Source organism: Loigolactobacillus bifermentans DSM 20003 (assembly GCF_001434575.1).
Classification (GTDB): domain Bacteria; phylum Bacillota; class Bacilli; order Lactobacillales; family Lactobacillaceae; genus Loigolactobacillus; species Loigolactobacillus bifermentans.
On sequence record NZ_AZDA01000137.1, the window covers coordinates 1 to 26,867 of the forward strand.

Genomic DNA, 26,867 nt, shown 5'->3' on the forward strand with positions numbered 1-26,867 from the left:
TAAAACAAAAAGAGAAAGCCCAATGTAGCAACTTTCTCTTGACTAATGGTAGAAAACAAGCCGACAGCACTCGCTGTGACTTGTCATCAGCCTTATTGATCTTCTGAATCATCTGATGCGGGCTCGAAACTCAGCTGAATCCCCTGGTCTAACGTGATTTCCGTCACACGATACGTGATGGTTTCAATGTATTCAACCAAAGGGCGTGCCAATTTTTGAATCACATCAGTAGGCAATTGTTCTGCAGCGTCAAAATAATCTAAAAATTGAATGATGCGGGTGATGCGCCCTGTAATTTCAAACTGATCCAATACAACGTGAAAATCCACAACAAATTGAAAGGCATGACCAGCTGCCATAATTTCATCAGCTTGGTCCCCAGTGGCTTCAACTTCATTTAAGGATACATTAATATCCGTCACCGGTTCCTTAGGTTCTAACAAAAGGTCATAGTGAAATTGTTCCACCATAATCGCTGATTTTTCAGTTTTCATGTTGCCACCTCATTTTTATTTTTGTTGCATCGCTGCTTTTAAAGCTTGGGCCAAAGCACTTTCTTGTGGTTCCTCGTCCTGATTGATCTTCTTTAGCAATTTTTGCGTTTCATGTCGATTTGGTTTGCGCTGTTGTTTCACCTGTTCAACCGGTTGCGTCAAATTACAATGGGTACACTTAAAGTAATCCCCTTTAGTCCCTGTTAAAATAATCATTTTTTTATGACATTGTGGGCAACGATGATTGGTCACTTTCGGATCACGCCAACGTTTGTAATGACAATTTGGATTGCTGCAAACCAATAAAACGCCTTGACGCGTTGCTTTTTCACGTAAAGGTTCATTACAATCTGGACAACGTTTCCCCGTTAAATTAAAGTCATGATAATCGGCCTGACTTTGTTTAATTTCACGCACCAAGCCTTGGGTTTCTTGCTTGATCTGTTGAATAAATTGTGGGGCTGCCAATTGACCATGCGCGATGGCTTCTAACTGCTGTTCCCATTTAGCAGTTAAAGCTGGTGTGGTCAAACTAGGATTGACTAGTTTTAACAATTGTTGTCCTTTAGGTGTTGTTGCCAAGTGCTGCCCTTGGCGTAACATTAACCCACTATTAATTAATTTTTCAATAATTTCTGCCCGGGTAGCCGGTGTCCCTAGTCCAAACTTATCCATTTGGACTAACAACGTCGCTTCGCTAAGCGGCGCTGGCGCCTTGGTTAAACACTTTTTGTAATTAAGCTGCCCGGTGACAGTCGTATTGACCTGCCACTGTGGCGCCACCACAGATTGGACCTGGTCACCTTTAAAGCCCGCCACTAGCACTTGAGCAGTGGTTAAGTGAAATTGATACTGTCCCGCTGTTAACTGATACCGACGTTGTTCTTCCTGATAATCAGCTGCAAATAAACCTAAGAAACGATCTACGATCATTTGATAAATTTTTTGTTCGTCATTGGAAAAACGCGCCACTGGTGGCATTTCTTCTGTTGGAATCAAGCCATAGTGATCGGTGACCTTTTGATCGTTAAACACCTGCTTTTGTTGCACGGTTTGTTGATGGGCCAATAATTGCCGTGCCGTCACAGAATAACCGCCTAATGCCGCTAACCGTTCCGACATTGTCGCCTTTAGATCCGTGGATAAGTACTTTGAATCGGTACGCGGATAGCTGACCACTTTATATTGTTCATATAAAGTCTGCAATAAGTTTAAGGTTTTTTTAGCCGAAAACTGATACCGAAGATTGGCATCTTTTTGTAATTCCGTTAAATCATAAGGTAAGGGTGCTTTTTGACGCCGTTTTTTCGTGTCACACCGGGTCACCTGAAACGAACGCCCTTTTAAGCCGGCTTGAATTTTAGTCACTTGATCCAAGTTTAATTGTTTTTGTGTGGCTAATTTGGCAGTTCCTGCTTTTGTATTTAATTGCAACTCATAATACGTTTGCGGTTTAAACTGATTGATTTTCGCTTCTTGTTGGGCAATCAAGCCTAAAGTCGGAGTTTGGACGCGGCCAGCGGCTAAATTATCTTGATATTTCACCGTCAATGCGCGGGTGACATTTAAGCCCACTAACCAGTCTGCTGTCGCCCGTGCCGTGGCCGCTGCATATAAATCGTCAAATTCCTGGACCGGCCGCAATTGCTTAAACCCATCGCGCACTGCTTTGTTGGTTTGCGACGAGATCCACAATCGCTTTACCGGTCGTTTAAATTGACAATAAGCCAAGATCCAACGTGCCACTAATTCCCCTTCACGGCCAGCATCGGTGGCAATCACTGCCGTGCCGATGTCAGAACGCCGCGTCAATTGTTGAATGGCTTTTAATTGCCCACGGGTTTTAGGTAGCGGCTTCGTTTCCATTTTCTTCGGCAATAGCGGTAAGGTGTCAAACGTCCACTCCTGCCATTCATGACGATAATCTTCAGGCATTTTTAACGTCATTAAATGCCCTAATGCCCAGGTGATCACATACTGCTGATTCTCATAAGCGTGTCGTGAAACAGGGCTAGCCCCTAACACTTGCGCCAGCGATTTGGCTACACTGGGCTTTTCTGCCAGTACTAATGTTTTCATACGATCAATCCTTTAATTTGTCATGCTGATAGTGATGGCTACGTTCCAAGCCAGCGAAGTTTTGCTGACGTAAGGCTTCATAAATAATAATGGCAGCGCTATTGGATAAATTCAACGCCCGTACTTTATCGGTCATTGGCATGCGTAACGCTTGACCAGGATGCTCACGCATAAAGTGTTCAGGTAAGCCTGTGGTTTCTTTGCCAAATAAGAAATAATGTTCTTCACTGGTATCACTAAAATCAGTGTCGGAATAAACCTGATCTGAAAACTTACTGATCAAATATAAATGGGCCCCAGCTGGTAGGGCTGCCATAAAGGCGTCTAAGCTTTCATGATAAGTAATGTCAACTTTTTCCCAATAATCTAAGCCAGCGCGTTTCATATGTTTATCATCTGTTGAAAAGCCTAACGGTTCAATTAAATGTAAATGCGTATCCGTTGCTGCGCAAGTCCGGGCAATGTTCCCCGTATTGGCAGGCATCAAAGGTTCATAAAGTGCAATATGATTCGTCAAATGAGTTACTTCCTTTATTTTAGATTTCTAGTTTATGGTACCTGATTCCGTTAAAAAAGACCACTGTTGCCGAAGCACGCAATGGTCTTAAGGTTCCGTTCACCGTCATGAAATCAATCGTGATGAATTTTAGGCAAAAAGAAAACGCAGTCGCTTCGGTGTGGGCACGGCGAAACGCTACGTTAATGAAGTCTTAATCATTGATTTTTATCAAAACTTAAAGGTTATTCTGATAAAAGTTAATGAAAAATTCCTTGCAACTAATATAACACCAGAACAATACTTTGACAACCACTTTTTATGACAAAACCATTACAAAATCAGCTTTTTGCTGAAATGAAGCCTTAATTTTGTAGCAACGTCACGTCAACTGTGATAGCGGTTAACGGTGCGGCAAGATAGGCTTTCACCCGTTCCTCAGGTGCTTGCCAATGTAAAGGCGTCATGTAAAGCAAATCCCGGGCTAACGCCGGTGTTAAAGGCAATTGATACCGGAAACGTGTGGTTTGCGCCTGAGGATAGTAATGCTGAAAATGGGTCAAAACTTGTTCATTTGAGTAAGAACTTTTTCGAGGATCATTCTCATATAAAGCCGCCCGTAATTCAGCTAAATAGTCGGCATTTGGAATGATTTTAAAAAGTTGCCCGCCGGGTTTTAAAACCCGTTGAAATTCAGCGTAATTCGAGGGTGAAAAAAGATTAAGCACCGTGGTGAAACTGTGATCATTAAACGGTAATCGGGCTAGATCAGCGACACAAAAGAAAGCCGGTGTTTGCGGTTGGGTGGCCAAATTCACCCCGGCTGGTGAAATATCAAAGCCAACTGCTGTATTGGTAGCCGTCGCAAGCTGTTGCAAACTGGTTCCCTCGCCACAGCCCACATCTAAGATCGTGGCGTCAGGCGCCAATTGTTGCTGAATGGCTTGCACAAACGGATCGAATAGGCCAGCTTGTAAAATGCGGCGACGACTACTTAACATATCTGCATCGTATTCTGACTTAATTTGATGTTGTAAGAAATACAAGGTGCCTTTACGATTCAAATCTAACCGATGACCTATCGGACAGACTAGGCTAAATCCCTCGACTGCTTCATATGGCTGTTGGCAAACGGGACAACGAAATAATGCTAAATGGTGCTGTAAAAACTGTTGTGCTGCTTCAATTTTCTTCATTTATGATTCATCTCGTAGAAACTGCTACGCCTTTCTCATTCAAAAATCGGCGCCACTTTAAAGGCGTCCCTTCAAAGTATAGCCGATTTTTGTAAAACTTGCAGATTTTACCGCTGAATCGGCGCTTGTTGTGCCAAAATACGGTCAATGGTTGTTAATTCTGCCGCAGTAAAGTCAAGGTGCTGTAGCGCTTGCACATTTGCTGTGATCTGTTCCGGTCGGCTCGCACCAATGAGCACACTGGCCAGTGCCGGCTGCCGCAGGTTCCAAGCCAGTGCCATTGCTGCTAAACTTTGACCTCGCTGCTGAGCAACTTGATTCAGCGCCTGAACCGTATCCAACGTTTGTGTGACTTGCGCCGGATGTAAAAACGGATTTGTGGTTTGCTTTGCCCGAGAATTGGCTGGAATACCGTGTAAATATTTAGCCGTCAATAAGCCCTGGGCCAACGAACTAAAGCCGACAGCCCCTTTATGCAGGTCTGTTAAAACAGGGAACAAATCTGTTTCTGGCTGCCGCTCAAATAAATTATAGCGCGGTTGGTGAATGATAAATGGCGTATGTAGATCGGCAAAAAGCGCCGCCATTTTAGCTGTTTGTGCCCCACTGTATTTAGAAATCCCCACATACAATGCCTTGCCACTACGTACCAGTTGATCCAATGCCAAAGCCGTTTCTTCCAGTGGCGTTTCCGGATCAGGACGGTGACTATAAAAAATATCAAAATAGTCTAAGCCTGTGCGTTGCAAACTTTGCTCGGCACTGGCAATGATACTTTTACGTGAACCGCCATCCCCATAAGGGCCCGGCCACATACGATGCCCCGCCTTACTGGCAATCACCATTTCATCCCGATAAGGTTTCAGATCCATTGCCATGATCCGACCAAAATTGGTTTCAGCGCTCCCTGGCTCTGGACCGTAATTATTGGCCAGATCATAATACGTGATACCCAGATCAAACGCCTGGCGCACCATTTGGCGTTGATTTTCAAACGGATCGATATTGCCAAAATTAGCCCAAAACCCCAATCCGATCACAGATAGTTTCAGCCCACTTTGGCCGACTTGACGATACTGCATTTGCTCATATCGTTTCAAATTTGCTTGATACATTTGACCACATCCTTTACTGGTTTTACCTTAACACTTCAAGTACACTTGAAGTAAAGTGCCACACAAGATTTCAATAAAGAAGGTTTGATCAATGTCCACACACAGTATCTCAGAAGTCGCTGCTATGTATCAGCTGACGCCGGCCACATTACGTTATTATGAAGAACTTGGACTGCTTTATGATGTTGAAAAGCAGCATAATCACCGCATTTACCGTGACTGTCACTTACAACGGCTGAGCACCATTTGTTGTTTTAAAAATTCAGGGATGTCGTTAAAAGAACTGCAAACCTTATTTCAATATCAAAGCCAGGATGACAACTTGGATCGTGTTTTAACCTTATTACACACCCATCAACGCAAAGTCGATCGGCAACTTAGCGACCTCCAAAAAGCACAGGCTCAAATTGAACGCAAGATTGCCTACTATACGGCACTGAATAATGCCAAGCAGGCTCACCTGCCCTTGCCTGACTGGCAGGACTACAAGGCGTGATTCGGACTTATTTATTGAAGGACCTTTCAAAGTCGCTTGGCCGTTCATTTTTTTACTAAAATACGAACATTATTTTGATTAAAAACAATTTTGTTGCTTTTTTAAATCAAAAACAATTGACAAATCGACTGAAGTTGGTTAAATTAACATTGTACGGATTTTTAGTGTCTCACTATTAAATAACGTTCGTATTTTAAAGGAGTTTTGTTTATGCCAGTTTTTGATTATGAAGATATCCAACTAATTCCGAATAAATGTATTGTTGACAGTCGTTCAGAATGTGATACCACCGTTAAATTTGGACCACATACATTTAAAATTCCAGTTGTTCCGGCAAATATGCAAACCATCATTGACGAACCTTTAGCGAAATCACTTGCCCAAGACGGTTATTTCTATATTATGCATCGTTTTGAACCTGAAAAACGCTTAGGCTTTGTTCGTGATATGCACAAAGACCACCTTTTTGCTTCGATTAGTGTCGGGGTTAAACCAGACGAATTCGACTTCATCAAGGAATTGGCAGCAGCACAACAAATTCCAGACTACATTACCATTGACATTGCCCATGGTCACAGTCAACGGGTAATCGATATGATCCATCATATTAAAGCCTATTTACCAACAACCTTTGTCATTGCCGGTAACGTCGGCACGCCTGAAGGGGTTCGTGAGCTCGAAAATGCAGGTGCTGATGCCACTAAAGTTGGGATCGGTCCTGGTAAAGTTTGCATTACAAAGCTGAAAACTGGTTTTGGGACTGGCGGCTGGCAGTTAGCAGCATTACGCTTATGTTCCAAAGCTGCCAGCAAACCATTGATCGCTGATGGTGGCGTTCGAACAGACGGTGACATTGCCAAATCGATTCGCTTTGGCGCCAGCATGGTCATGATCGGCTCACTTTTTGCTGGTCACAAACAATCTCCTGGTAAAACCATTGAACGTGACGGTATCTTATACAAAGAATACTTCGGTTCTGCTTCCGAATATCAAAAAGGCGCCCGCCACAACGTTGAAGGTAAAAAAATGTTAGTTCACTATAAAGGTGATATTGACGACACCTTAACGGAAATGCAAGAAGACTTACAATCTGCTATTTCTTATGCAGGGGGTAAAGATTTAAAAGCATTGACTAAAGTGGATTACGTGATCGTTAAAAACTCGATTTTTAACGGTGACCAGTATTAAAAAAATAACCCTTACCTGGCAATATGGCCCAGGTGAGGGTTATTTTTTTAATTGGTATGATAAGTGATGGTTGTGCCAACTTTAAAATCAGGTTTCACATAAGGCGTTAAATAGACCCCATTACCTAACCGATCCGTTTCAGGTACTGGTGTAAAGAGCAGCGTCGCGTGGCCGATCGTCTGTAAATTATCGTTTGCCACTTCACCAACGTATTCAACATGATAAACTTGGTCATCAATGGCCAGCTGATCGCCGGGCACCAAGGTTAGTTGTGACATTGCATCTTCTGATTCAAACTCTTGTAATAACGCGATCTGCTTTAAGGCAACAGTCGCATCTTCATCAAATAAAATTACTAACGGATCGATTGGGCTAATTGCTTCGGGTCCAATCGCCGTAATGGTTGCTTTAATGTCCACCATGTCATCCCCACTCTTCAAAGAATCAATTATAAATTATATTCTAGCATATTATCGCCTTGCCTCGCATTACCTTTCTGTTTCGTCAGCAACCTATGCTAGAATAAGAAGGCAGATTTATTTTGGAAAGGAAGTTTTCTCACCTTGAAAGAAACCATTTTACTGGGCAGCTACACCCGTCACGTTGGTACTGGGATCTACCAGGCAACTTTAGACACAGATGCACAAACATTAACCCCAGCCCAACCCTATTTGACAGTTGGCAACCCCACTTATTTAGCTGTTTCAAAGGCCCACCGACTTTACAGTGTTGCAACAGATATTGACGCAAATGACACCCAAGTTGGGGGTGTTGCCGCCTTTGACCTGGCTGACTTTCAGTCGCCTTTGGCCATCAACCAAGTGTTCGCCCCTGGTGCGGCACCTGCCTATGTGGCAGTTGATGAGCCACGCCAACTAGTCTACTCAGCGAATTATCATACCGGTCAAGCCTTGGTCCATCGGATTTTACCCGATGGTAGCCTCGTGCTCACTGATACTGTGACCCGCCACGGCCAAGGCCCACAACCGGAACAAGACAGTGCACACATTCATTATACAGACTTAACGCCGGATCAACGCTTGGTCTGTTGTGACCTGGGCAGTGATGAAGTCCTCACATTTGACGTCACTGCGCAAGGAAAGCTGACCCTAGTGGCAACTTACAAAACCACACCTGGTTTTGGCCCACGGCATTTAGTCTATCATCCCACGCTTCCGATTGCCTACCTCATTGGTGAATTAGGCAGTGCCGTGCAAGTGCTCCATTACGATGCTGCCACGGGTCAATTTACAGCTGGCGCACAACAATCCACCTTAGCAGCTGCTTTTACAGGTCATAATGGTGGTGCTGCCATTCGCATCACCCGTGATGGGCGCTATTTGTATGTGTCAAACCGCGGTGAAAATACCTTGGTTGGCTTTGCCATTAGCGCTGACGGCGAAACCTTGACCTGCCAGCAACGAATTTCAGTTGCAGGTGACTTTCCCCGGGACTTTGCGTTAGATCCAAGTGACACTTTTCTGGTTTGTGCCAACCAAAATTCGTCTAATTTAACCTTATTTAAGCGGGACGCCACAACTGGTCAATTGACACAACTTGCCGCAAATATTGCTTGTTCAGAGCCGGTTTGTGTCCACTTTATGCACATTTAGAAAGGACAACCCCTTATGTTGATCAAAGAAGCTTGTTTAGAAAACTTTACGCACCTTGGGCAAGCCATTCGCCAAGGCGCCCAGCGGATTGAATTATGTGATAATTTAGCAGTCGGTGGCACTACTGTCAGTCACGGTGTCCTTGCGGCCAGCTTGCGTTACGCCCACGAACATGATGTGCCTGTTTTTCCAATTATTCGGCCCCGTGGTGGCAATTTTGTTTACAACGACCTAGAACTACAGATCATGGAAAATGATTTATTTCAGGCGCAAGAATTAGGTGCTGACGGGGTGGTATTTGGTTGTCTCACCGCTGATGGTGCCTTAGATGAAGAAGCCATGGAAATGCTGATTGGTGCTGCTGGTGGGATGGCGATCACTTGCCATATGGCTTTTGACGCGTTAACACCAGCTGCACGTCAACCTGCTTTAGACTGGTTGATCGAACACGGCGTTGACCGGATTTTAACCCATGGCGGCCCAGCTCATACGCCGATCGAAGCGAACTACGATCACTTGAAACAATTGATCACAGCCGCAGCCGGTCGCATTCAAATTTTACCTGGTGGTGGGATCACAGCCGCTAACGCAGACGCAGTGGCAACCGCTCTACACGTCAACGAAGTTCATGGTACCCGCGTTGTCGGTACATTTGACTAACGGCTAAAAAGTGTTAACTTCGAAAAATTACACATTTAACAGCAAAAACGTGTCAGACCAAAGTCTGGCACGTTTTTTGGTTGTAACGTACTTTATGACACAAAGAAATGAATAAAATGCTGTGCAATACTGAAGTAAATCAGCACACTGGTTAAATCAGATAAGGTTGAGATAAACGGGCCGCTGGCAACAGCCGGGTCAAAGCCCAGCCGTTCCATTAAGCTAGGGATAAAACTCCCGGCTAAATTAGCCACAATAATCGCACTGCACATGGCCAAACCAATCACAAAGCCTAAAATAAAATTATGCTTCCAAACACCAACCACAACGGTAATTGTCGCCCCTGTGACCACGCCGATCATGACCCCAGTGATCAGTTCAGTTAACAATAATTTCATAGCTGTGTGCGTTTGATCTTTAAAGGCTAAGCGGCGAACAGCAACGGCTAAACTTTGGGTGCCTGCGTTCCCAGCAGTCCCTGTGATCAGTGAAATAAAAACCGCCAAGACACTGGCCTCGCTGACTAAAGCCTCGTAATGATTGATCAAACTCGCTGTGGACATCCCTAAAAAAAGCAACGTGATCAACCACGGTAGTCGTTTCAATGCCGAGCGCAATGGCTGTTCGGCTACTTCTTCAACGTCGACCCCAGCTAAACCAGAGTAATCAGAAATCGCTTCATCATCGATCACATCGATAATATCATCGACGGTGACAATTCCCAGTAGCTGTTGTTGATCATCGATCACAGGCAATGCAAAGAAATTATAATCACGTACTTTTTGTGCAACATCCTCTTGATCCGCAGTAACCGGTACCGAAATCACCCGTTGATTCATCAATTTAGCAAGCGCTACATCCGCGTCATTGGCTAACAGCTCACGCAAGGACACCGTCCCCACCAACCGATTTTGAGCCAACACATAAATATAGTAAATCAATTCTGCGTCATTGGCACTGGCCCGCACCAATTCTAGCGCAGCACCCACCGTTTGATCACTTTCGATAGCGACAAAGTCAGTGGTCATTAACGCCCCTGCCGTTTCATCTTCATAATGTAATAAGTTACGAATCTCTGCGGCTGTGGCATGGGGCATGCGGGCTAAAAAGCGCCGCACACTGATTTTATCTAAATGCTCCAAAATATCAACTGCATTATCCGTATACATTGCGCCTAACATATCCGCTGCCACCTGTGGCGTCATTTCACTTAAAAACTGTGGAATTTGGGCATCATCATCGTCGATATCATCAAACAGATCCCCTAATTCTTGCGGCGTTAAAACCTCATATAACCGCAATCGTTGGGGTTGATCTAATGCTAAAAAGAACTGTGCTTGTTCCCAGTGGTGTCGCGTTAAAAATTGTTGTCTAAAAACGGCTGGCGTCACCGTCATCAGGGTTGTTTGTAACGCATGCCAATCTTGTTGTGTTTCCTGTGTCATGATAACGCCCCCTTTGTTATCAACACGGCTGTGTTTGTAATCGCTGGTCTAATGTCACCAGATCCGCTGGTAACGGACTTTTGATCGTGATCATTTCTTGTCGAAATGGATGAAAAAACTGTACTTGCTGACAATGCAATGCGGGCCGTGCCAAGCCGTTTACCGTCGGCCCACCGTACAACGAATCGCCTAATAACGGATGGCCAATGGCACTAAAATGAACCCGAATTTGATGTGTCCGTCCTGTGTGCAAGGCCACTTGCACACAAGTCGCTTGACCATAACGCGTTTGTTGCCAATATTCGGTTAAGGCTGTTCGACCAGAAGCACAAGTCGTTCGCTGAATAAAAGAACCTGGTAAACGCCCAATGGGAAAATCGATTTGCTGGTGTTGCTGCGGTAATCGCCCTTGTACAAAGGCCACATATTGTTTGTGAAGTTGGCCGTTTTGTAGCTGTTGTGACAATAAGGAGTGGGCATAACCGTGTTTGGCAAACACCATCACCCCTGATGTCCCGCGGTCTAATCGGGTAACCGTGTGGATCACTTGACTTGGCGCATTTTGAGCAATCAAATAACCTTTGACCCGATTGGCCATGGTATCTGTTTTATAAACATGTGACGGCATCGCTGCGACTAGCGCTGGTTTATCGACAATCAAAAAATGATCATCTTCAAAAAGCACTTGCAGCTGAGGCGCCGCTGGTACGATCCGTTCCAACGGCGGTTCTGGCGGTAGGTGGACCTGAATTTGATCATTCAATCGGCATAACGCCCGTACCGTAACGGGTTGTTGGTTCAGCAGTAAGGCGCCACCATGATATTTGACTTTTTTTAAAAAATTTCGCGAAAACCCATGCTGATTTAAAAAGGCAGCCAGCGTTTGTGGTGTTTTCGCATCATATTGCCACGTGAGCTGGATCATAGGTCATCCGTCCCAATAAAGGCATCCCCAACCCGTTGCCAAAAATGCATATGGCGATAACGTGCAAATGCAATGCGCTGATCCGCAATCCGATAGCGAATTTCTTCTAATGGTGATTTACGCAGTAAGAATTGGTCCACTTGTAACACGTAATCACCGGCCGAACGATCTGGATAAATATCGATCCATTCACTAGGCGCAATGACTAAGGGCGAACCTAATGTTCGAAAGACCCGATTATTAAGCGACGCCATTTCAGCTAATTGTAAGGCCTCTAAACGTGGGTGTAAAACGGCCCCACCCACAGATTTATTATAAGCGGTTGATCCCGTCGGTGTCGATAAACATAAACCATCCCCTCGGAAACTTTCAAAATGCTCACCGCGAATGTAAACATCTGCCACTAATGTTGCCGAGACCCGCTTAAAGGTGGATTCATTTAACGCTAAATAATGCGTCCGTGCGGCTTCATTTTGAAACCGTACGCCAACATCTAACAACGGGTAACTGATCTGCTGGCCCGTATCTTGTAACAAACTGGCCACTAAATCGTCTAACTCAAAGTCGCGCCAATCCGTATAAAAACCCAGATGGCCGGTGTGTACGCCGACAAAGCGAATGCGGTTCAGTTGTTTTTCATAATGGTGAAAGGCCGCTAAAAGCGTGCCATCGCCACCGACTGTGATCACGATTTCTGGATCATCATTATCGATCACAAATTGATTTTGTTTTAATTTTTGAATCAGGTCCGTCGCCACTGTTGTCGACTTATCCCCTGGATTGTTAAAAACCGCAATACGCATAAACTACCTCTTTATTCTTGATCGTGTGGCTCAGTGTCAGATTGATCACCATCTGTCACATGATTACCTTCAATGTTATCGTCTACAACTTGTTGCCCTTTGCCATATGAAAAAAGCTGTTGCGCTTCTTGAATTTCTTCGCGAATTGCTGACATTTCCTGATCCAGCATAAACGCTGCCTCAGCGGCACGTTTAAGCCGTTCATTGATTTCTTCTGGAAAAGCACCTTGATACTTATAGTTCAACGAGTGCTCAATGGTAGCCCAAAAATTCATGGACAAGGTCCGGACTTGGATCTCAGCTAAAATCTTCTTTTCACCATGCACCGTTTGAACGGGGTAGGCGATCACAATGTGATAGGAACGGTACCCACTTGGTTTCACATTGGTGATATAATCACGCTCTTCCACCACTTCTAAATCAGCCCGCTGATGGATCAAATCGACCACCTGGTAAATATCCTCTACAAATTGACACATAATGCGAAGCCCAGCAATATCTTGCATATCGGCTTCCAACAATTTTTCGTTGATCTGCCGCCGTTGCATTTTTTCAATAATACTGTCAACCGGCTTCACCCGTCCGGTTACAAATTCGATTGGCGTATGCGTATTTTCTTGTTGAAATTGTTTCCGCATGCCGCGTAGCTTGATCTTTAATTCATCTACTGCTTGTTTATATGGTATTAAAAATGTATCCCAATCTTCAATCATGATTTAAACCTCTCATCGCAAGCGTCCTCGCTCATTCTTGGGTTATTCCTTCACTATTTTAGCATAGAAATCCCGTTTGGTTTAGCCAGCAGACCAGCTTATCAATTGCAAAATTTCAAAACAACATGCTACACTACTGCAATAGAGGTGATGTTTTTTGACAACTGCCCTTGAACGGGAATTTAAAAATCCTTTAACACAGGCCGAATTTCAACGAATTTTAGCGCAATACCCTTTTAAGCCTGCGTTTCAACAAAGTAATCTATATTTTGATACGCCTGCTGGTGATCTCAAGCAACGCCGCATTGGTTTGCGGATTCGGTGCTTTGACACGAAAGGCGAACAAACGTTAAAAATATCGCATCATGATCAAACTCACGCTTTAACTGAGATCACAGATCCTTTGACCGTGGCGCAAGCACAAGCAGGTCAGCTGCAAGCCAATGGTCAAGTCGCCGCCTATTTAGAAAAAATAGGGCTTCCCCTTAATCTGTTGCAACCACTGGGTTTGATCACCACCAAACGTCGGCAATGTATTTTGCCGATTGGCCTATTTGTACTTGATGAAACAACCTTTCCGGACCAGACCACTGACTATGAGATCGAGCTTGAAACGCAATCTGCCAAGCATCCAATCACATCGACAGCTTGGTTAGCCCAATTAGCGATTCCACAGCGACCTAGTCTTAATAAGATCCAGCGTTTATTAAAACATCAACGGTCTTTGGTCTGATTAATTGAAATATTATCAATTTTTGATAATATATAAGAGAAAATAAGCGTAAAAATGGAGGACGCAATCGTGTTAGAAGTTTATTTATTCGTCAATCCGATCGGAGAAAATTGTCTTGCGGCTGAAAGTTCAGTCCTAAAATTGGCGACAGCGCGCCACGAGAAAGTGCACTATCAATTTCTACCACTCGTTAATTTGAATACTGTTGAACGGGTGATGGACCGTCAACAATTAAATTCACATGATTTAAATCAGCGAAATCACGTCTTTCAGACGATCTACCATGCAGCATTAGATTACAAAGCGGCATTATTCCAAGGCAAACGTAAAGGACAACAATTTTTAATGGCCTTACAACAAGCCCTAAATCTGGATCATCGGGCTTATAGTGATGACCTGATCACCAGTTTAGCCGATCAGGCGCGACTGGATCCAGCAATGTTTCAAGAAGATCGGCGCGCAAAACTCGCCCAAGAGAGTTTTGAATCCGATCAACGAATTGCCTGTGAAATGGGTATCCAAGATCATCCATCGGCTGTGATTTTTAATTATGATAATCCAGCTAAAAACTACGGCATTTTAGTGGAGGACTGTACCTCTTTTGAGACGCTTAACACAATTTGTGATGATTATTTAAAACAGGCCCCTGCACCAGTATTTCATGGTAATTTACACACACTTTAATCAAAGACCTCTTGCGAGGTCTTTTTTCGTGTCTTGGCGGCAACTGCCAACTTATCCGGAACACTTTTAAACCAAATCGGTTGTCGCCGCCAGCACCACCCCTGTGCGATCACACCGAGATAACCCTGTGTCACTAAATCGGCGACTAATGCCGTTAGTACAGTCACCTGTTGTGGGGCAAATTGTCGACCTGTTGGCTGAAAAAGAAACTGATAGTGCTGCCGAAAATCAGTTAAGGCTTGCGGCAAAATCACAGATTGCTGTTCAAATGTGAGTAAAAAATAAACCCGTAAGGCAAACAGACTACATTTCAAAATTGGCGGTGTCGGCTGCAGCGTGTGACACCAAAGCGGTGCCATTAGCAGGTGGCGGTGCTGACGGTAACAGACCAGCTGCAATTGTTGCCAAAAGTGCTGACGATACTGCAACTGCCGTTGTAAATAGGCCACTTGTTGGGCCAGGGATGGCTGTCCCAACTGGCGTTTTGTAGCCGGCGCCGTTTGCGCTAACGACTGCACATGATAACCATACTGTGGTGACAACCCGATTTGCTGAATATGGTGCCACAGCAAAAAACGGGATGATTCCAGAAACAACAAATAATAGCCCAAGCTCACCGATTGATTTAAAAAGCGCAATTGCCTATTTTTTAAGTTTTTTTGAATGTAACGCGGACCAAGAATCCACACAACCGGTAGCTGACTGCCAGAATACCCTGCTGTTCGTTGCTTGAGCCGGGCTAAAGACAGCGGGCTACACTGATATTCAATGGCCAATTGTTGACCGCCACGTGTCAACAATAGATCCGGCCGTTGTTGTAATACAGGTAAAAAAACTTCCAACTGACATTGATAGCCACGTTGTCCAAAATAATGATATAAAAACTGTTTACCTACCAAGTGGGTTGCTGTTTCATGTGCAAGCTGACAATCCGAACGTCGATAATGGGCAAAATGTGGGGTACACGCAGCCCCCGCCCGTAGAAAAACCGGCTGCCGGCATTGCGGGCAAAACCACTGTTGTTGGCGTAAACGCGGTATTTCAGTTGCTTGATAGGCTAACAACGTTGTTAATTGGTGCTGTTGATTAAAGGCAACAAACATGATCAAAAACTCCTGTCATTTTAAAGTGACACACCTACTTTAAAATTACGCAAAAAAATACTACCTCCTTTTTGAAAGAAGATAGCATTTTTATTACTTGAAGTAATGCTTTGCCTGCGCCAACGCATCGTGTGCCATAATGGTTTTCCCATATTCTGATAACACATCGGCGGATAACGCTGCACGTTCACCATATTCTAATGCAACCGCAAACTTATCTTGGATCTCGTCTTCATCAAATTCATCTTTAAAGAAGCGCAGTTGTAAATAAAAGGCGTCTTTGTAGCGATACAAACTAGAAGCGCCATCTGCTAATTGTGCCGCATGCGCTAATTGAATAAAATCTTCAAAAGTTGCAAGCCGCAAAACGAGTTCTTGCGCAGTTGGTTGCTCATTTGTCGCTTGATCTGAGCCGGCATCAGCTGTAGCAGTCGCTTTATGATCATCCGTGCTGGTGAGTTGTCGCTTAATAAAATCAGCAACTTCCTCGATATCGCCATCGTCACCGGTAGTAATGGCGTCTTCGCTGTCTGGTCCATTTTTACTAATGAATAGTTCAAGCCCATTCTTATTAGGTAACACTTGGAACGTTACCGCATCATTTGACTGGAATTGATGATCCGTATCCACCTCTTCTAAAATTGAATAGAAGAAGTTTTCGATTTGCTTATGATTGCCTAACAAATCAAGGACTGTAATGCCTCGCTCTGTTAAATCTTCATTTTCAAGTAAAACGCGAATTGTATTTTCGTTAATCCGTTCCATTTCCATGCGAATTGCACCCCACTTTTCTAGAAATTAGGTACACTAATACAACTATCATTGTACCCAAATTAAGTGGAATGTAAAGAAACTAAACGGATTTTTAATCCGCTTTTTAAAATTAACGTTCCGTAGCGGCTGTTGCGCGTTGTAATTCCAAAACCCGAATATGACGGGGTAAAAAGCGGCGAATCTCAACTTCGTTAAAGCCAATTTGTAGCCGCTTATCGTCCATTAAAATTGGGCGGCGCAACAAGCTTGGGTAGCGCTCAATCAACTTGATCAACTGCTCTAGCGTTAATTCATTCCAGTCCAATGCGAGTTCCTGATAAATTTGTGAGCGACGTGAAATAATATCATCCGTGCCGTTTTCAGTCATCATTAATATTTCTTTAATTTCTTGAGCATTCAAAGGCTGTGTCAAGATATTTCGTTCAACGTAGTCTATTTGATACTCCGCCAACCAACGCCGTGCTTTACGACAGGAGGTACAACTTGGAAAAGTATACAGCATCAAGGTCATTGTATCTTCAGCTCCTTTAATCAATTCGAAAGCAATCTTCCTCATGCATTCAGTATAGAGCCTTTATAGTCGAAAATATATTTCAAAAATAAAATAAACTTTTATATAAAAATGACAAACGCAATTTCTTGAGGCTTAAAATAGAATTGTTTTCATTCTTTTCTAATGCTGCCCTGATGGCTCACAAACGGCTGACCAATCCTTTTTACCACACTGCGTTGACAGCGTCTGACAATCGTTTGGCCACAATAGCCGTGTTTTATTTTTTACAAGATTTATATCAATTTTGAACGATGACCACTAGCTGCCGCTTAGCAGACCGCGATAACCGCTCAGGAACTCCCCCAGCATTATCACAGCCTTTTCACGTCAAACACGTTATAATAATGGTGCAAAGAGAATCGACTGTCAGTTTTTGTCAGCCAATTGAGAGAGGTGATTTTATGTTACAAAAAATCAGTAGTACTTTTGGGTCACGTGCTATTTTAACCGACTACCTGAAAAAACAACCACAGCATCCCATGATTTTATTAAAACCTGCTGCTGGCGATGAAGCCTTTCAATTACTAGATATCTCCGGACAAGCCAGCTTTTTTAAAAATCCGCTGCATTATACTGTCCGCTACCAAACGGGTAGTGATAACTGGCACGGCTTTTTCAACTTCATGTATCTCACATTTCCATCCATGGACGCTGCCAAAGTTTTTCTCGCAAAGTTTGGTACATTAGCCGCAAATCAAGGACAATGGCCTGGCTGTAACAACTTTTATTTATTACAACTCGTCGCACCTAAACTTCAATACGTAATCCTTAGCATTTGGCAAAATTCAGCCGATTACTTTAACTGGCGTAAATCGGCTGAATTTAAACCACTGCGTGATTATCTAAAGCCGAGTGTTCATTTACAACAAGTTTATCAAGCAACCTATTCCATCGAACAGGCTAATTAAAAGAATCCGACCGGGATTCTTTTTTAGTTACCCGTTGCCAAATCAATTGGGTGGTAATGTGGCTAAAGCCCCCGTACACCACAACATAGCCGCCTGCAATGAATAAGGCCAGTTTCAAACTGGTACCAAATAATAAGACGCTTAAAATATGCAACGCAAAATAGGCACAACAACTGCCAAACAACACAGGTAATTCAAATAAAAAGCCAACTTGCCAACGGATCATTTTTTTCAAATCGACTGAGGCCAACCCAATTTTGGTTAACAGCCGATATTGTTGTTGTAATTGTGAACTGTTGCCTAACTGTTTTAACAGCATCATACCGCCCGAAACCAGCATAAAAACACAACTGAGAAAAAGGCACACATAAATGAGCAAGCCATAACCCATTTGATCACTGACTTGCGTCGGATAGCGTGCTGTTAACACAGGTAACGTATAAGCACCGGTTGTGCGCTGGGCTTGGCGTTTGAGCTTATTTTTTGTCGCCTTAAAATAGATCAGCCGATTGTCAAACTGCTTTAACAATTGTCGACTAACGGTTAGGCTATGTTGCGTTTGCGTAAATGCAAGTGCGTGGTACCGAACAGCCCCTTCATCACGCAATTGTGCAAATGTCTGATCAGCGACAACCAGTCCACTGCTCACGTAGCGCAGGGTTCCAAAGGCAAACTGGCCACTAATACCGACCAACTTCACCTGCGGTACTTGTGGGTCTTTTAAATGAACCGTTTGCGTCACAGTCTGCAACGGTAGCGTGAAATAATTTGCCTCCTGCTTTAAGATCACCCCTTCCCCTGTGGTCAATTGCAGCCGCGGCAATGTGGGCTGAAATTGTTGGGCTTGACGATAATCCGATAATGAGATGACCGTTAATGGCAAGGTTTCAATCATTGGGTGCAATCGTAAAAAGGACTGTAACTGAAAGGCACTGGGAACCAGTTTAAAAGTTGCAACATGGTCCGCTTCTACGTGGATTCCTTCTTGTTTTAAAGTCCGTTGTACGGCTGGAAAAGCATCATCCGCAACAGTGATTGCCGTTGGGGACGTATTATCTAACGACCGTTGTAAAATTTCACGTCCCATCGCAATACTGCCTAAAATCACCAAAGTGCTGGCAATGGTCAACGTGATTACCCATAAGGCCATTGCATTTTCATGTAGATCACGCCGTAAATTCACTAACATCACCGGGCGTAACCCTTGATAAGCCCAGCGTTGATGGCGCCGTAATTGGCGTACCAACAAAGGCAGACTCCAACGATAAATCAGGGCCAAGCCTAATACGACAAAACCTAAAATACTCGCTAAAATAACCAGCAGGCCACTGTTCGTATTAAAAAAACGATTATAAAATTGGATTGTTTGGAAAAATTTTTGTGCCATTCCAAAACCCAGTGCCGTTAATACCACCCCAATCAGTGCAAATGGCCAGGTAAACCAACGGGTTGTATCAGCAGCGTTTGTGTCTGGCCGCAACCGTAACGGCTGTCGTTGAATCAGTAACACGTCATAAAGGCCCATTAGCAAAAAGAAACAACAAAAAATACCAACCGTTTGCCCTAACGCCGTCCAGGAAAATAAAAATTGCGGCGCAACCTGAGTCACTTGCATAAAACGCAATAAAATCAGGGTAAATAATCGTGTGAGCAACAGACCCAGGCCGACGCCTAGTAACAACGCGACCCCACCAAATAAAATTTGTTCAAGAAAGAATAAACTGGCAATGCTAAAACGACTACTGCCTAACACTTTTAGCAATGTTAGCTCTTGGCGTCGCTGTTGCAATAAAACGGTATTGGCCGCTGCCATAAACGTCAGCACCAACAAACAAATCACCACTTTAGCAAAGGCAAATACCCCTAGCAATTGTGCTGGTTCCGCAATCAGTGTTACTAAATGAGGGGCATGTGTCATCACGTTAAATGAAAAATAGATCATAATTGCAATCGCACAGGCTAACAAATAAGCAACACTTTCATTGAGATGCTGTTTCACATTTTTAAACAACAACTTAGAAAAGGTCATATTTTTGGCCACCACCAATCGTTGCTTGCATATCGATCACCTGTTGAAAAAAGGCCGCCCGTGTCTTTTGACGTCGCAATTCTGCAAAAAGCATCCCATCTTTAATAAAAATGATCCGTTGGCAGAAACTAGCGGTAAACGCATCATGCGTCACTAATAAAATAGTGGTATGCTCTCGCTGATTAATGGCCGTTAAATACTGCAAAAGTTCAGTTGCCGCTTGTGAATCCAGGCTGCCAGTGGGCTCGTCTGCAAACAACAATTGCGGCTGGGTGATCATGGCGCGGGCACAAGCCACTCGTTGTTGTTGACCTAACGAGATCTCATCCGGTGCGGCTGTTAACAAGTCAGTCAAGCCTAAAATACGACTCACCGTTTGACACGCTGTTTGGATCTGCGCTAACGGCGTGTGTGCCAGCGTCAGCGGTAATACAATATTTTCTTCAACCGTTAGGCCAGGTAACAAATTAAAATCTTGAAAAATAAAACCTAAGCGCTGACGCCGAAACTTTGCCAGTGCGGCTTTCGACAAATAAGTTAAGTTTTCCTGATCAATCAACACTTCACCACTGGTCGGTTGATCAAGTGTTGCCAATAAATTCAATAACGTTGATTTACCTGCCCCAGAAGGCCCCATGATCCCAACAAACTCACCTGCTTCAATGGTGAAGCTTAACCCACCAATTGCCGTTACCAAATTGCCACCTCGGCCATATAGTTTCCGTAAATTACGTGCCTCAATGAAGGCCATTGAACATCCCTACTTTCTCATTATCCGACTTAGGACGGTTGAGTTGCTTGTTAAAACCGTTTAGAATAAAGTGCAAACAAAACTGAAAGGCAGACGAAAAGCTCATGTTTAAAATTATGATCGTTGAAGATGATCAAACGATTCGTTCTCTGATTGCCGAAAACCTCAGCAAATGGCAGTTAACCCCCATCGAAGTCACTGACTTTGAACAGGTGTTTACGACCTTTACTGCCCAAAAACCCCACCTCGTCCTTTTGGATATTAATCTGCCTGTTTATGATGGCTTTTATTGGGTCCAAAAAATTCGAAGCGTCTCACAAGTCCCCTTAATTTTCATTTCCAGCCGTAACACCAACATGGATAAAGTCATGGCCATGAATATGGGTGGCGATGATTATTTAACCAAGCCTTTTGCAATGGAAGTATTGATTGCAAAAATCAATGCCTTATTACGCCGGACTTACAATTATGGTGAACAAACAAGCAATACCCTTGAACACAATGGGTTATTGTTAAACCTTGAAAATAGCAGTGCTCAAGTTGACGGGCAAAAAATCGATCTTTCTAAAAATGAATATCAGTTGTTACAACATTTACTACGCCAACATGGTACGATCGTTAGCCGTGAACGTCTGTTACGTGCTTTGTGGGAAGACGAGCGTTTTGTGGATGATAACACGTTAACGGTTAACATTAATCGGCTGCGGCGCAAGTTGAGTCAAGCAGGTTTGACCAACTATATTGAAACCAAAGTCGGGCAAGGCTATTTAATTCCCTGATGTCCTTCCGCCACTACTTAAAAGACCAGCTTGGCTGGATCCTGATTTTTGGGTTAAGCTTAGGGCTGATCCATTTTTTCATATGGTTACAACCTCAAAAAATCATCCACCAAACCCAACTGCTCTATTTGGATCTGTTACTGATTCTGCTAAATGGTAGCTACCTGCTCTATCATTATCAGCAACAACGCCGCTGGTATCAAGCCTTAACACAATACGATCATGACTTCGATTGGCACTTAAATCTCGCACAATCATACGATCAACAATTACTACAAGCCTATCTTAATCAGCGCCAACAAAAGGCCAAGCAAGCCTTAAATCAGCTGATGATTCAAAACGACGACCAACGAGAATTTATTGCCAGTTGGGTCCATGATATTAAAGTCCCTTTGGCAGCGATCCAATTATTGATCGACGATCAGCGTGAAAAATTAAGTGATACCAAAGCCTTTCAATTAAGTGATGAACTGCAACAGATAAGCCATTATGTCGATGAAGTCCTTTATTATTCACGCCTTGATAGTTTTTCAAAAGATTACCTGTTACAAACCTATGATCTCACTCAAATCACCAAACAAGTGATCAAGACCAATGCCACCTATTTTCTCAAAAAGCAAATTCAAATTCAGTTAAACGGACCTGCCCTAAATGTTCTCACTGATGAAAAATGGCTGTTCTTTATTTTAAATCAGATTCTGTCTAACAGTCTGAAATATACGCCTGCTCATGGTACCATTACCATTACCTTTGCACAACAGTCGCAAGCCATCACATTAACAGTAGCCGACACAGGGTGTGGCATTCCTCCCCATGAACTCCCGCGTATTTTCGACAAAGGCTTTACAGGCACGAATGGTCGCCAAATCAACCAAAATGCTACTGGCTTAGGGCTGTACCTGGCGCAACAACTGAGTCAAAAGCTTGGCCATCAGCTAACTGCTACAGCCACGCCTGGACAAGGAACGCAACTAACCTTGACCTTACCCACACTCAGTTACTATAATTCACTTTAACAAAAAAACGTTACGCTGATTCCACAGAATCGACGTAACGTTTCTTTGATGTTATTTTACTAATTTATCCCACAAGACCACGTGTCCAGCCGCCAACGATTTAGGCACATCAATGATACGCTGATTACTGCTCCCTCTGAATTGCAAAGTCAAATCCTTCTGAGCAAGCATAAAGCGACCGTCTACTAAAATATCAATTTCATGTAGCAAAGCCAATTTATCATCAGAATCCTGCAATAATTCTTCCCAAGTATAACCACTCCAAGACCAAATATCCTTCGTGTGACCAAACTCTTTCCGAATCCGTCGGGTCAATTGTAAACAAACATTGGTGTTTAAAAAGGGTTCCCCACCTAGCAACGTGAGCCCTTGCACATAAGACTGTGCCGTATCTGTAATGATCTGATCTTCTAAATCTGCTGTATAAGGCTGACCATAATGAAAGTTTTGGGCAATCTTATTATAACAACCTGGGCAGCTAAAACGACAACCTGATACGTAAAGGCTATTTCGCACGCCTTCACCATCCACAAAATTAAATGGCTTATAATCCGCAATGTAATTTTGGCTCAGGTCATCGGCGAGCCATTCTTTTGGCTTGGGGTTTTGTGGTAATTTATGACTGTCTGCCAAAATACTTCTCCTTCATTCTCTCAAATCTACCAACCAACTTATTGACGTGCAGTTGTTGTTTGATCGTTACCTAACGTCATATGCTTAACCCGGCTGGCAATTTCTTCATGCCGACCATGGACCATGGGCCGCTGTAATGGGTTGCCTAAATAACCGCAAGTCCGTTTGACAACGTCACATGTTTTCGGATCGTGATTGCCACATTGTGGACACTTGAAGCCTTCTGCTGTTGCCTCAAACTCACCTTTAAACCCACATTCAAAACATTGATCGATTGGTGTATTCGTACCTAAATAAGCAATGCGATCATAAGCATAATCCCAAACGGCTTCTAAGGCCTTCGGGTTTTGACGCAAATTTGGATATTCGCAGTAGTGAATAAAGCCACCGGCACAATACTTTGGATAGTCCTTTTCAAAGTCCAGCTTTTCAAATGGTGTTGGCGCCTTACGAACATCATAGTGGAAACTGTTGGTATAGTACTCTTTATCCGTAATATCCTTAATCTTGCCAAACTTTTTAATATCTGCCTGACAGAAGGTGTTCGTCAAACTTTCTGCTGGTGTGCCATAAACACTAAAATGGTAACCATATTCCTTTTCCCAATCCGCGCAGTGTTCTGCCAAGTCTTTCACGATATTAACCGTAAAGTCCTTCGCCTCTGGATCATGTTCCCAAGTTGGACCATAAAAAACGGTGCCGACTTCGTATAAGCCGATATAGCCCAATGAAACTGTCGCACGACTATTCTTAAAGAGCTCATCAACAGAGTCTGTTGGCTTAAGCCGCTTGCCAAATGCACCGTATTCATACAAAATCGGTGCATTTTCAGGTTCAGCCTCTTTAGCCCGATTGACCTTAAAGACTAACGCATCTTTACAGATCTGTAGCCGTTCCTCTAATAATGACCAGAACTTGTCCTTATCGCCATGTGATTCCAAAGCGATTCGTGGCAAGTTAAGGGTCACAACCCCTAAATTCATGCGGCCAGAATTAACTTCCTTACCGTCCTCATCTTGCCAACCTTGTAAGAAACTCCGACACCCCATTGGCGCTTTGAAAGAACCGGTTAATTCAACTAACTTATCGTACATTAAGACATCTGGATACATCCGCTTTGTGGCACAAGTGACTGCCAGTTGTTTAATATCATAGTTAGGATCCGTTTGTTCTAAATTAACACCACGTTTTAAACTAAACACAAGCTTTGGAAAAATAGCGGTACGCTTTTCTTTTCCCAAACCTTCGATACGAATCTCTAAAATCGAACGTTGAATTTCACGTTCGATCCAAGTTGTTCCTAATCCAAAACCTAATGTGGTAAACGGTGTTTGGCCTTGTGACGAATACAACGTGTTAATTTCGTATTCAAGTGCTTGCATAGCGTCATAAATATCTTTTTTAGTCTTTGCCTTTGCAAATTCTTCTTGTTTTTCAGTGCCAGGAATCCATTCTTGTGCATCACGTAAATGTTTCTGGTAATTTAAGGTTGCAAATGGTGCCAATAATTCATCAACACGATCTGCAGAGCAACCCCCGTATTGTGATGACGCAACGTTTGCAATAATTTGGGCCATTTGGGCCGTTGCGGTTTGAATCGAGTGTGGACTTTCAACATCTGCGTTACCGATTTTAAAACCGTTGGTCAACATTTCTTTAAAATCAATCAAACAGCAGTTTGTCATTGGGCTATAGGGTTGGTAATCTAAATCATGCCAGTGAATATCCCCTTTTAAGTGTGCATTTGCCACATGGGGCGGTAACATTTTCAGGCCAATTGCTTTTGCAACTGTACCAGAGGTTAAATCACGTTGTGTGTTAAAAACCTTACTGTCTTTATTCGCATTTTCGTGAACAATTGTGGCATCATGGTGTAACAACTTCTCAATGGTAAAGTTAATATCAGTGGCTTGATGACGTCTGAAGTCACGCTTAGTGCGATAATTAATGTACTCTTCCGCTAAATCATATTGATGATCTTCAAGTAACATATGTTCAACAATGTTTTGAACTTCATAGATTTTAATATCATGATGGAAGCGTTGGCCAATTTCATTTACAACATTTTCAGTAATCATTTCAATCGTTGCTTCATCAGGTGAAGTTGCGGGATCTAATTTTTTAGCACCCTCTACTAAGGCTGCAGTGATCTTATCCGCATCGAATGCGACACGCCGGCCATCACGTTTAATAACCGTTAGCGTTAAATTTTCTGTCTTTAACATCTTAATCTCCCCTTTGTTCAATACAACCCATGATAAGGGACAAGTTGTTAAAAATCAATATATTGTGGCTAAATTAAATAAATTTTGTGCTTGACAACAATATATAGTATCTCATGAAAAGTAGACACAAAAAAACTCAGTAAACTTAATTACTGAGTTAAATGATACCGGTGATCGGGGTCGAACCGATACTCCCGTGAAGGAACTGGATTTTGAATCCAGCGCGTCTGCCAATTCCGCCACACCGGCATATTCAATTTAAAAGTATGTTACCACACATTTTAAAAAAATAAAAGGCGGTAACCGGATTTGAACCGGTGATAGAGGTTTTGCAGACCTTTGCCTTACCACTTGGCTATACCGCCACCAAACTAGGAACAAATCCTAAACTGGGATAGCTGGATTCGAACCAGCGCATGTCAGAGTCAAAGTCTGATGCCTTACCACTTGGCTATATCCCAATGATACATGATACAAAGGCGGTAGGTGGGAATCGAACCCACGCGTGCCGGAGCCACAATCCGGTGCGTTAACCACTTCGCCACTACCGCCATGGCAGGGATAGTAGGATTTGAACCCACATCAACGGTTTTGGAGACCGCGATTCTACCATTGAACTATATCCCTATTATTAAAAATGGAGGAGAGTGGATTCGAACCACCGAACCCGAAGGAGCGGATTTACAGTCCGCCGCGTTTAGCCACTTCGCTACTCCTCCATAATGGCGCGGGACAGAATCGAACTGCCGACACATGGAGCTTCAATCCATTGCTCTACCGACTGAGCTACCGAGCCATTATGTTTCAAACGGTCCCAACGGGACTCGAACCCGTGATCTCCTGCGTGACAGGCAGGCGTCCTAACCAACTAGACCATGGAACCGTAAATGGAGATTACAGGGATCGAACCTGTGACCCCCTGCTTGTAAGGCAGGTGCTCTCCCAGCTGAGCTAAACCTCCAAAAGTGACCCGTACGGGATTTGAACCCATGTTACCGCCGTGAAAGGGCGGTGTCTTAACCACTTGACCAACGGGTCATGATCATGTGACGGAGAGTAAGGGATTCGAACCCTTGATACAGGTTTATACCCGTATACATGATTTCCAATCATGCTCCTTCAGCCACTCGGACAACTCTCCAAAACTCCGGCTGTCGGACTCGAACCAACGACATTCTGATTAACAGTCAGACGCTCTACCAACTGAGCTAAGCCGGAATGAATATATGGCGTGGCAACTTCCTACCCTCGCAGGGGGTGCTCCCCCAACTACTCTCGGCGTAAAGAAGCTTAACTTCTGTGTTCGACATGGGAACAGGTGTATCCTTCTTGCCATCATCACCACACCACTATCTGAGAACTTTGTGCTCTCAAAACTGAATCTCTACTTTATTATGATATTGTTCTTCAAAACCCACCACGCTGAACCTTACGGTTCTGACTTGGTTAAGTCCTC

The 26,867-nt window shown here is 43.5% G+C and carries 26 protein-coding genes, 12 tRNA genes and 1 rRNA gene; 9 read left to right on the forward strand and 30 right to left on the reverse strand.

What is annotated here, in order from left to right; genetic code table 11:
* Positions 1-92 precede the first annotated feature (92 nt).
* From FC07_RS14015 to FC07_RS14035, 5 genes are all read right to left on the reverse strand, one after another.
* Entirely contained in the window at positions 93-494 is a 402-nt protein-coding gene (locus FC07_RS14015) for a DUF1149 family protein (RefSeq protein WP_057905715.1), read from the reverse strand.
* A gap of 15 nt (positions 495-509) precedes the next feature.
* On the reverse strand, positions 510-2,573 hold the full coding sequence (locus FC07_RS14020) for a DNA topoisomerase 3 (RefSeq protein ID WP_057905716.1): 2,064 nt from the start codon (positions 2,571-2,573) through the stop codon (positions 510-512).
* A 4-nt stretch (positions 2,574-2,577) separates the two neighbouring features.
* A complete protein-coding gene (gene trmL, locus FC07_RS14025; RefSeq protein ID WP_057905717.1) occupies positions 2,578-3,090 on the reverse strand; it encodes a tRNA (uridine(34)/cytosine(34)/5-carboxymethylaminomethyluridine(34)-2'-O)-methyltransferase TrmL in 513 nt (170 codons plus the stop codon).
* Positions 3,091-3,434: 344 nt separating this feature from the next.
* A complete protein-coding gene (locus tag FC07_RS14030) occupies positions 3,435-4,265 on the reverse strand; it encodes a methyltransferase domain-containing protein (RefSeq protein WP_057905718.1) in 831 nt (276 codons plus the stop codon).
* A gap of 107 nt (positions 4,266-4,372) precedes the next feature.
* Positions 4,373-5,380, reverse strand: coding sequence for an aldo/keto reductase (locus FC07_RS14035; RefSeq protein WP_057905719.1), 1,008 nt, complete (start codon positions 5,378-5,380; stop codon positions 4,373-4,375).
* Between the two features lie 91 nt (positions 5,381-5,471).
* On the opposite strand from FC07_RS14035, the gene FC07_RS14040 reads away from it, so the two are divergent.
* A complete protein-coding gene (locus FC07_RS14040) occupies positions 5,472-5,876 on the forward strand; it encodes a MerR family transcriptional regulator (RefSeq protein WP_057905720.1) in 405 nt (134 codons plus the stop codon).
* 210 nt (positions 5,877-6,086) lie between these two features.
* Complete coding sequence (gene guaC / locus FC07_RS14045) at positions 6,087-7,064, forward strand: GMP reductase (RefSeq protein ID WP_057905721.1); 978 nt, start codon at positions 6,087-6,089, stop codon at positions 7,062-7,064.
* 47 nt (positions 7,065-7,111) lie between these two features.
* Here guaC and FC07_RS14050 read toward each other — a convergent pair whose 3' ends face one another.
* Positions 7,112-7,486 (reverse strand): PTS glucitol/sorbitol transporter subunit IIA, encoded by a 375-nt coding sequence (locus FC07_RS14050; protein ID WP_057905722.1) that lies wholly within the window; start codon positions 7,484-7,486, stop codon positions 7,112-7,114.
* A gap of 141 nt (positions 7,487-7,627) precedes the next feature.
* On the opposite strand from FC07_RS14050, the gene FC07_RS14055 reads away from it, so the two are divergent.
* Both FC07_RS14055 and FC07_RS14060 read left to right on the forward strand, forming a co-directional pair.
* Positions 7,628-8,677 (forward strand): lactonase family protein, encoded by a 1,050-nt coding sequence (locus FC07_RS14055; RefSeq protein ID WP_057905723.1) that lies wholly within the window; start codon positions 7,628-7,630, stop codon positions 8,675-8,677.
* A gap of 18 nt (positions 8,678-8,695) precedes the next feature.
* The gene (locus FC07_RS14060; protein ID WP_057905738.1) at positions 8,696-9,337 is read left to right on the forward strand and encodes a copper homeostasis protein CutC; all 642 of its coding nucleotides are present in this window, start codon (positions 8,696-8,698) and stop codon (positions 9,335-9,337) included.
* A gap of 92 nt (positions 9,338-9,429) precedes the next feature.
* Here FC07_RS14060 and mgtE read toward each other — a convergent pair whose 3' ends face one another.
* From mgtE to yjbM, 4 genes are read right to left on the reverse strand one after another with little or no spacing between them, the layout of a single operon-like run.
* On the reverse strand, positions 9,430-10,782 hold the full coding sequence (gene mgtE / locus FC07_RS14065; protein WP_083483343.1) for a magnesium transporter: 1,353 nt from the start codon (positions 10,780-10,782) through the stop codon (positions 9,430-9,432).
* A 19-nt stretch (positions 10,783-10,801) separates the two neighbouring features.
* Positions 10,802-11,707 (reverse strand): RluA family pseudouridine synthase, encoded by a 906-nt coding sequence (locus tag FC07_RS14070; RefSeq protein ID WP_057905724.1) that lies wholly within the window; start codon positions 11,705-11,707, stop codon positions 10,802-10,804.
* Positions 11,704-12,510, reverse strand: coding sequence for an NAD kinase (locus FC07_RS14075; protein ID WP_057905725.1), 807 nt, complete (start codon positions 12,508-12,510; stop codon positions 11,704-11,706). The genes FC07_RS14070 and FC07_RS14075 overlap by 4 nt, the downstream gene beginning before the upstream one ends.
* Positions 12,511-12,521: 11 nt before the next feature.
* On the reverse strand, positions 12,522-13,223 hold the full coding sequence (yjbM, locus tag FC07_RS14080; RefSeq protein ID WP_057905726.1) for a GTP diphosphokinase: 702 nt from the start codon (positions 13,221-13,223) through the stop codon (positions 12,522-12,524).
* 157 nt (positions 13,224-13,380) lie between these two features.
* Between yjbM and FC07_RS14085 the strand changes: the two genes are divergently transcribed.
* Together FC07_RS14085 and FC07_RS14090 are read left to right on the forward strand one after the other, a co-directional pair.
* The gene (locus tag FC07_RS14085) at positions 13,381-13,956 is read left to right on the forward strand and encodes a CYTH domain-containing protein (RefSeq protein WP_057905727.1); all 576 of its coding nucleotides are present in this window, start codon (positions 13,381-13,383) and stop codon (positions 13,954-13,956) included.
* 69 nt (positions 13,957-14,025) lie between these two features.
* Complete coding sequence (locus FC07_RS14090; RefSeq protein ID WP_057905728.1) at positions 14,026-14,640, forward strand: DsbA family protein; 615 nt, start codon at positions 14,026-14,028, stop codon at positions 14,638-14,640.
* Here FC07_RS14090 and FC07_RS14095 read toward each other — a convergent pair.
* The 3 genes from FC07_RS14095 to spx all read right to left on the reverse strand — a co-directional run bounded on the left by FC07_RS14095 (position 14,637) and on the right by spx (position 17,028).
* Entirely contained in the window at positions 14,637-15,743 is a 1,107-nt protein-coding gene (locus FC07_RS14095) for a competence protein CoiA (protein WP_057905729.1), read from the reverse strand. The genes FC07_RS14090 and FC07_RS14095 overlap by 4 nt on opposite strands.
* A gap of 93 nt (positions 15,744-15,836) precedes the next feature.
* The gene (locus FC07_RS14100) at positions 15,837-16,514 is read right to left on the reverse strand and encodes an adaptor protein MecA (protein WP_057905730.1); all 678 of its coding nucleotides are present in this window, start codon (positions 16,512-16,514) and stop codon (positions 15,837-15,839) included.
* A 112-nt stretch (positions 16,515-16,626) separates the two neighbouring features.
* Positions 16,627-17,028 (reverse strand): transcriptional regulator Spx, encoded by a 402-nt coding sequence (gene spx, locus FC07_RS14105; RefSeq protein WP_057905740.1) that lies wholly within the window; start codon positions 17,026-17,028, stop codon positions 16,627-16,629.
* A gap of 443 nt (positions 17,029-17,471) precedes the next feature.
* On the opposite strand from spx, the gene FC07_RS14110 reads away from it, so the two are divergent.
* Positions 17,472-17,978: an antibiotic biosynthesis monooxygenase family protein gene (locus FC07_RS14110; RefSeq protein ID WP_057905731.1), complete on the forward strand. Its 507-nt coding sequence runs from the start codon at positions 17,472-17,474 to the stop codon at positions 17,976-17,978.
* Here FC07_RS14110 and FC07_RS14115 read toward each other — a convergent pair.
* Positions 17,971-20,007, reverse strand: coding sequence for an FtsX-like permease family protein (locus FC07_RS14115; protein WP_057905732.1), 2,037 nt, complete (start codon positions 20,005-20,007; stop codon positions 17,971-17,973). The two genes, FC07_RS14110 and FC07_RS14115, sit on opposite strands and share 8 nt — an antisense overlap.
* Positions 19,994-20,758 (reverse strand): ABC transporter ATP-binding protein, encoded by a 765-nt coding sequence (locus tag FC07_RS14120; RefSeq protein ID WP_057905733.1) that lies wholly within the window; start codon positions 20,756-20,758, stop codon positions 19,994-19,996. The genes FC07_RS14115 and FC07_RS14120 overlap by 14 nt, the downstream gene beginning before the upstream one ends.
* A 104-nt stretch (positions 20,759-20,862) precedes the next feature.
* On the opposite strand from FC07_RS14120, the gene FC07_RS14125 reads away from it, so the two are divergent.
* Positions 20,863-21,537 carry a response regulator transcription factor gene (locus tag FC07_RS14125; RefSeq protein WP_057905734.1) on the forward strand — a complete coding sequence of 225 codons (675 nt, stop codon included), beginning with the start codon at positions 20,863-20,865 and terminating at the stop codon, positions 21,535-21,537.
* Entirely contained in the window at positions 21,537-22,553 is a 1,017-nt protein-coding gene (locus FC07_RS14130; RefSeq protein WP_057905735.1) for a sensor histidine kinase, read from the forward strand. The genes FC07_RS14125 and FC07_RS14130 overlap by 1 nt, the downstream gene beginning before the upstream one ends.
* A 51-nt stretch (positions 22,554-22,604) precedes the next feature.
* Here FC07_RS14130 and nrdG read toward each other — a convergent pair whose 3' ends face one another.
* The 15 genes from nrdG to rrf all read right to left on the reverse strand — a co-directional run bounded on the left by nrdG (position 22,605) and on the right by rrf (position 26,757).
* Entirely contained in the window at positions 22,605-23,186 is a 582-nt protein-coding gene (gene nrdG, locus FC07_RS14135) for an anaerobic ribonucleoside-triphosphate reductase activating protein (protein ID WP_057905736.1), read from the reverse strand.
* A 38-nt stretch (positions 23,187-23,224) separates the two neighbouring features.
* Positions 23,225-25,411, reverse strand: a complete 2,187-nt coding sequence (nrdD, locus tag FC07_RS14140) for an anaerobic ribonucleoside-triphosphate reductase (RefSeq protein ID WP_057905737.1) — start codon at positions 25,409-25,411, stop codon at positions 23,225-23,227.
* A 165-nt stretch (positions 25,412-25,576) separates the two neighbouring features.
* Positions 25,577-25,660: transfer RNA gene (locus FC07_RS14145), tRNA-Leu, on the reverse strand.
* Between the two features lie 45 nt (positions 25,661-25,705).
* Positions 25,706-25,776 (reverse strand) — tRNA-Cys (locus FC07_RS14150).
* Positions 25,777-25,800: 24 nt separating this feature from the next.
* Positions 25,801-25,872 (reverse strand) — tRNA-Gln (locus FC07_RS14155).
* A gap of 17 nt (positions 25,873-25,889) precedes the next feature.
* Positions 25,890-25,962 (reverse strand) — tRNA-His (locus FC07_RS14160).
* A 2-nt stretch (positions 25,963-25,964) separates the two neighbouring features.
* Positions 25,965-26,038 (reverse strand) — tRNA-Trp (locus FC07_RS14165).
* Positions 26,039-26,049: 11 nt separating this feature from the next.
* A tRNA-Tyr gene (locus FC07_RS14170) sits at positions 26,050-26,130 on the reverse strand.
* A gap of 4 nt (positions 26,131-26,134) precedes the next feature.
* A tRNA-Phe gene (locus FC07_RS14175) sits at positions 26,135-26,207 on the reverse strand.
* A 13-nt stretch (positions 26,208-26,220) separates the two neighbouring features.
* Positions 26,221-26,294: transfer RNA gene (locus FC07_RS14180), tRNA-Asp, on the reverse strand.
* Between the two features lie 5 nt (positions 26,295-26,299).
* Positions 26,300-26,372 (reverse strand) — tRNA-Val (locus FC07_RS14185).
* A 5-nt stretch (positions 26,373-26,377) separates the two neighbouring features.
* A tRNA-Glu gene (locus FC07_RS14190) sits at positions 26,378-26,449 on the reverse strand.
* Positions 26,450-26,461: 12 nt separating this feature from the next.
* Positions 26,462-26,552: transfer RNA gene (locus FC07_RS14195), tRNA-Ser, on the reverse strand.
* 4 nt (positions 26,553-26,556) lie between these two features.
* A tRNA-Asn gene (locus FC07_RS14200) sits at positions 26,557-26,629 on the reverse strand.
* A gap of 11 nt (positions 26,630-26,640) precedes the next feature.
* Positions 26,641-26,757, reverse strand: a 5S ribosomal RNA gene (gene rrf, locus FC07_RS14205).
* Positions 26,758-26,867 lie beyond the last annotated feature (110 nt).